This window comes from Streptomyces sp. KLMMK, from assembly GCF_036961605.1.
GTDB lineage: Bacteria > Actinomycetota > Actinomycetes > Streptomycetales > Streptomycetaceae > Streptomyces > Streptomyces telluris.
Map to the genome: position 1 here is coordinate 1 of NZ_JBAMDC010000417.1, position 5475 is coordinate 5475.

The 5475-nt window shown below is 74.9% G+C and carries 6 protein-coding genes; 2 read left to right on the plus strand and 4 right to left on the minus strand.

Going from position 1 to position 5475, the window contains the following annotated elements:
- A partial coding sequence (locus tag V7793_RS32570) for a carboxyl transferase domain-containing protein (protein ID WP_336013303.1) occupies positions 1-1057 on the minus strand: 1057 nt, incomplete at its 3' end.
- Positions 1058-1061: 4 nt separating this feature from the next.
- Positions 1062-1523, minus strand: coding sequence for an Lrp/AsnC family transcriptional regulator (locus V7793_RS32575; RefSeq protein WP_336013305.1), 462 nt, complete (start codon positions 1521-1523; stop codon positions 1062-1064).
- Positions 1524-1604: 81 nt separating this feature from the next.
- On the opposite strand from V7793_RS32575, the gene V7793_RS32580 reads away from it, so the two are divergent.
- Positions 1605-2894, plus strand: coding sequence for an APC family permease (locus tag V7793_RS32580; protein ID WP_336013306.1), 1290 nt, complete (start codon positions 1605-1607; stop codon positions 2892-2894).
- A gap of 76 nt (positions 2895-2970) precedes the next feature.
- Here V7793_RS32580 and V7793_RS32585 read toward each other — a convergent pair whose 3' ends face one another.
- A complete protein-coding gene (locus V7793_RS32585; protein WP_336013308.1) occupies positions 2971-3606 on the minus strand; it encodes a hypothetical protein in 636 nt (211 codons plus the stop codon).
- 267 nt (positions 3607-3873) lie between these two features.
- Positions 3874-4893 (minus strand): DUF3533 domain-containing protein, encoded by a 1020-nt coding sequence (locus V7793_RS32590; protein WP_336013309.1) that lies wholly within the window; start codon positions 4891-4893, stop codon positions 3874-3876.
- Positions 4894-5115: 222 nt separating this feature from the next.
- Between V7793_RS32590 and V7793_RS32595 the strand changes: the two genes are divergently transcribed.
- Positions 5116-5475 (plus strand): PHP domain-containing protein (locus V7793_RS32595; protein WP_336013310.1); only part of this gene is annotated, 360 nt, incomplete at its 3' end.

Genomic DNA, 5475 nt, shown 5'->3' on the forward strand with positions numbered 1-5475 from the left:
CGTCGTGACGGCTGCCGCGGTCGTGGCCGAGCACCACGCAGGGCGTACCGCCGACGCGGGCGAGCGCGAGGAGCATCCCCGGGTCGCGCTCCCCCGCGCCCGTACCGCTGAGGAGGGTGACGTCGGTGGCCGCGGCGTCCAGCAGCTCGCGCACACCGGGCCGTTCGGGGTCGCGGGAGCGGCGAATCGATTCGGCGGCGGAGGGGACGATGGAGGAGGGGACCGCGGAAGGGACAGCGGAAGGGACGACGGAGGGCGTGGCCGTCATGGGGTACTCGCCGGAACGCACATCGGAATGCACGCCGGAACGGTCGTCGGATCGCACACCGGACCGGCGGTCGTCGCACAGCACCGCCAGCGCCCGCCCGACGATCCCCGGCAGCTGCTCTGCCGTCAGGACCGCGTCCACCAGGCCGTGGGCCAGCAGGTTCTCCGCGAGCTGGACCCCCGGCGGGAACTCCTCGCCGTACAGGGCCTCGTGGACGCGCGGTCCCAGGAAGCCGATGAGGGCGCACGGCTCGGCGGAGGTGAGGTGGCCGAGCGAGCCCCACGAGGCGAGGACGCCGCCCGTCGTGGGGTGCCGGAGGTGGACGAGGTAGGGCAGGCCCGCCGCCTTGTGGTCGGTGATGGCGGCGGTGACCTTGACCATCTGCAGGAAGGCCACCGTGCCCTCCTGCATCCGGGTGCCGCCCGACGCCGGCGCCGCGAGCAGCGGCAGCCGCTCGGCCGTGGCCCGCTCCACCGCGCGCACCAGCCGCTCCCCCGCCGCGACGCCGATCGACCCGGCCAGGAACCGGAACTCGCAGGCCACGACGGCCACTCGGCGGCCGCGCACCCGGCCCTCGCCGGTGACGACCGACTCGTCGAGGCCGGTGCGCTCGCGGGCGGCGAGGAGGTCGGCGCGGTAGGCGGGGTCGTCCGTCGTGACGCCGACGGGTTCGTCCCAGCAGCTCCAGCTGCCGGGGTCGACCACGGTGCGGATGAGGTCGAGGGCAGGGGTACGGGGGCTGCCCGCGCCCGTGGGGCGACTCGGGTCCGTAGGGCTGCTTGCGTCCATGCCGTCACCCTGCCACGAGCGGCCCCACCACGTCCTTGGTCACGTGCTGGTAGATCACGGAGCTGCGGAAGTCCACGACCTCACGGCGCCCGGAGAAGCGGTCCATGAGGAGGCTGTGCAGGTCGTCGACCTCGGGCACGGCGACGTGGACGAGGAAGTCGTCGCCGCCCGCCACGACGTATACGTTGAGCACCTCCGGCAGCCCGATGAGGTACGCCTTGAAGCCCTCGATGACCTCCCGGCTCATCGGCCGGATCCGCACCGAGAGCAGCGCCTGCACCGGCCGTCCCAGCGCTCCCAGGTCGACCGTCGCGCGGTACCCCGTGATCACACCCCGCTGACGCAGCGCCCGCACCCGCTCCAGGCAGGTGGAGGGGGCGATGCCGAGGGTGCGGGCGAGGTCGCGGTTGGTCTGCCGTGCATCACGCTGCAGTTCCCTGACGATCGCCGAATCTATGTCGTCCATAGGGGCACATGATGCCGCACGCACCGAATTTCGTTCGGCGAGTCCCCTTTTCCCCCACTGGTACGGCTAGCTTCAGCCCCCGTGACCGTACGAACCACCCATACCCCCGCCCCTGCCCGGCCGTCCGTTCGACGGCTGGGCATCGGCAGCGGCACGGCCCTGTGCGCCGGCGCCGTCCTCGGCCCCGGCGTCCTGGCCCTGCCCGCCCTGGCCGCCGACGCGGCCGGCCCGGCCTCGATCCTGGCCTGGCTGGTCCTGCTCGTGACGAGCGTGCCGGTGGCGCTCTCGTTCGCCGCGCTGGGCGCCCGGTTCCCGGACGGCGGCGGCGTGGCCACCTTCGTCCACCGGGCGGCCGGACCGCGCGCCGCGGCGGCGGTCGGCTGGTGGTTCTACGGGGCCGTGCCGATCGGTGTCGTGGCGGCGGCCCTCATCGGCGGTCAGTACGTGGCGGGGGCGCTGGGACGGGGATCCACGGCGGCCGCGGCGATCGGAGCGGTGGTCATCGCGGCGTCGTTCGCGGCCAACTGCGTGGGCCTGCACCTGTCCGGGCGGGTGCAGCTGCTGCTCGTCGCCCTGCTGGCGGCGGTGCTGCTGGGCGCGGCGGTCGCGGCGGCGCCGCACATGACGTCCGCGCACTTCACCCCGTTCATGCCGCACGGCTGGGGCTCGGTGGGCTCGGCGGCGGGCGTGCTGTTCTTCGCCTTCGCGGGCTGGGAGGCGGCCAGCCACTTGTCGGGCGAATTCGCGAACCCGGCCCGCGACCTGCCGAGGGTGACGGCGTACACCCTGGCGGTCGTCTCGGTCCTCTACCTCGTCCTGGCCGTGACGACGATCGGCGCCCTCGGCCCGGCCGCCGCCGGCACGGACACCCCGCTGACCGACCTGCTCGCACAGAGCGCGGGCACCGCCGCCCGGCCGATCGCCGCGGTGGCCGCCCTGTTCCTGACCTTCGGCGCGGTCAACACCTACCTCGCCGGCGCCTCCCGCCTCGGCGCCGCCCTCTGCCGCGACGGCGCGCCCCCGCGCTGGCTCTCCCACGGCGGCGGCACCGGCGAAGTCCCCCGGCGCAGCCTGGCGGTCCTGGCGGTCGCCTGCACCGGGGTTGGCGCGATCGCCTCCCTGGGCACGACGGACCTGGACGGCCTCATGCGCGCGACGTCCACCTGCCTCGCCTCGGTCACCCTGGCCGGCCTCCTCTCGGCCCTGGCCCTCCTCCCCCGCCGCACGTGGCTCCGGTACGCGGCGGTGGCAAGTTCCTTGCTGACGGCCGGGGTGCTGGCCTTCTCGGGGGTGCTGCTGCTGATACCGGTGGTGCTGGGGGCAGCGTCGCTGGGCTTCTCGTCCCTCAGGAGGGCGCGGGGGCGGGCGTAGGCTCCGCGCGGCCGTCTTCGCGTCCCATGGCGAAGGGGACGGAACTGCCGCACTGAGGCGTGCGTACGGGCGGGCGTCAGTACAGCTTCTCCACCGCCGTGCGCGTCGTCTCCTTGAACGCGGTGACCGGCGCGTGCGCGAACGTGCCCATCTCGCCCCAGTGGACGACGGTGACCGTTCTGCCGTCGCGGCCGACGGCGAACAGGTGGACGTCGTTGCCGGTCTGGGCGTGCGTGGTCTGCACACCGTGGACGCGGGCCCCTTCCTCGGCGTCGACGCGACCGTAGTCACGCCACTTCGCAGTGACGTCCGGGTCCTGCTGCTGCACCTTGGCGGGGCACTGCCGGACCGCACGGTCGAGGAGGGCGGCCAGGCCCCGCGCCGCGGCCTCGTCGCGCTCCACCACGGTGACCTGCTGGGCGTTGGTGTCGACGTCCGTCCAGAACTGACGGAACCTCGACGTCGCGCCCGGCAGCGCCTCCCCCACGCAGAAGGGCACGGGGTCGGGCACCCCGCTCGTCACGGGCCCGGCGTGCCACACCGACCCGGCGTGCGGGGGCAGTTCCCCGGCCTCCAGAAAGGCAGGTGCGCCGGTCGCACCGGCGGGCGCGGCCGACGTCGCGGCGACGACGGCCGCGGTGAACGTGGTGACGGCGGTGACGGCCGCAGCCGACACACGGCGCCCGAGGGCGCGGCCGATCCGGTGAGCCATGAGGGTCCCCCGCTGGGTGATGGTGAGGGTGACGATGGATGGCGACGGCGATGACGACGACGTAGTGGGGCAAGCATCCGCGACCGGATGGGCCGGGACAAGAGGGGTGCACCCGGCGCTGCAGGACGCACTTGGGCCCGGAAACCAACCGACGTGTGCCGTAGGGCGGCGGATAAGTGACCCAAGACGGCAGCAGAGCACCTCAGCAGGGGCGGGGCCCACCCGCCCGCCCGGGCGCGCCTGCTCCGGGATCGCACGCCCTCTCCGTCAGGCCACGTCCTCCCCCCGCTCCCGCCCCCGCGCCCCCGCACACACCATCGTCACCGCCGTCCCCGCCACCGCCCACGCCGACAGGACCAGCAGGGGGACCGTCATGCCGTTGCCGCGGAAGTAGGCGATCGAGCGGGCGGACCAGGTGCCCGCGCCCGGGGGGAGGGCCGGGCCGATGGCGTTCCAGAAGGGCGGGAGCAGGGGGTACGGGTAGGCGCCGCCTGCGCTGGGGTTGCCCAGGACCACCACGATCGCGATGGCCAGGCCGATGCCGACGATGCCCGCGAGGCCCTGGAGGGCGAGCGTCGTCGCTCCGACGGCGAAGACCACCAGTGTTCCCAGGCCCCACAGTCCGAGGACGCTGCCGGGCAGCGCGTCGAGGACCGGGCCCGCGATGAGGGTCCCGAGCAGGCCGGCAGCCGCCGCGTAGAGGGCGAGGGCGCCGAGCCGGATGACGGCCCGGTGCGGGTTGGCGGGGCGGGCGCCCGCGCTGATGGCGAGGATCGCGGCGCACAGGTAGCCGCCGACGCACCAGCCGACCACCAGGTAGAACGCGGTCAGGCCGCGGGCGTCGCCGGCCGCGGCGGGCGCGACGTCCCTGGCCCGTACGGTGCGGCCCTCCACGGCCTCGGCGCGGGTGAGCACCGCCTCGGTGGCCTGGGCGAGGGAGGCGCCCGCGCCGCCGGCGACGAGGAGGGTGTCGGTGGTGCCGCGCGGGTCGACGACGAGGGCGGCGTCGAGGTCGCGGTTGCGGATCTGCGCGGTGGCCGCGGCCTCGCCGCCGTCCACCGTGCGCACGTCCAGGGGCCTGCCCGGCAGCCTGTCGAGCCGTTCCTCCAGTTGCGCGCCGATCGGCCGGGGGGCGACGAGGCCGAGGGCGACCTCTTTCGGCCGGGGGCTGTGGAAGGCGCCGACGTAGGAGGCGATGAAGGCGAGCTGGAGCACCAGGGCGCCGATCACCAGGACCGCGGCCCGGGTGGTCACCGCGCTGCGCAGTTCCTGGGCGAATGAGGGCATGCCCCGAGCCTGCGGGGTGCGGGGGGCCGCCGCAGGCGGTGCGGGCTGTCCGGGTGATCGAACCCCCGGCACACCTCTCGCACACCACCTCGCACACCACCTCGCACACCACCCCGTACACCGCCTCGCACACGCGTTCGCACGAATGTTCGAGAGTGTGGTTTATGGTGGATGGAGAGGGCGGTTTTCGGCCAGGGGGTGACAGGAACAGCAGGAGGTGCGATGGCCGGGCTCAACACGTTCACGCACCTGCACACCGCATCCGGCTTCTCGATGCGGTACGGCGCCGCGCACCCCGAGCGGCTGGCCGAGCGCGCCGCCGAGCGCGGCATGGACGCCGTCGCGCTCACCGACCGCGACACCCTCGCCGGGGCGGTCAGGTTCGCCAGGGCGAGCGCCGGGGCCGGGGTGCGCCCGGTCTTCGGCGTGGACCTGGCCGTACGGGACGAGCCGCCGCGGCCGTCCGCACACCGTCTGCGCACCCCCGTGCGCGGCGGCGCCTTCGTCGACGAGTCCGCGCCGCGCGCGGTCTTCCTCGCCCGGGACGGCGCGCACGGCTGGGCCGCCCTGTGCGGGCTGGTC

Bases quoted from the DNA above. Each gene is read 5' to 3' on its own strand.
- V7793_RS32575 (WP_336013305.1), bottom strand. From the start codon at position 1,523: ATGGACGACATAGATTCGGCGATCGTCAGGGAACTGCAGCGTGATGCA.
- V7793_RS32585 (WP_336013308.1), bottom strand. From the start codon at position 3,606: ATGGCTCACCGGATCGGCCGCGCCCTCGGGCGCCGTGTGTCGGCTGCG.
- V7793_RS32590 (WP_336013309.1), bottom strand. From the start codon at position 4,893: ATGCCCTCATTCGCCCAGGAACTGCGCAGCGCGGTGACCACCCGGGCC.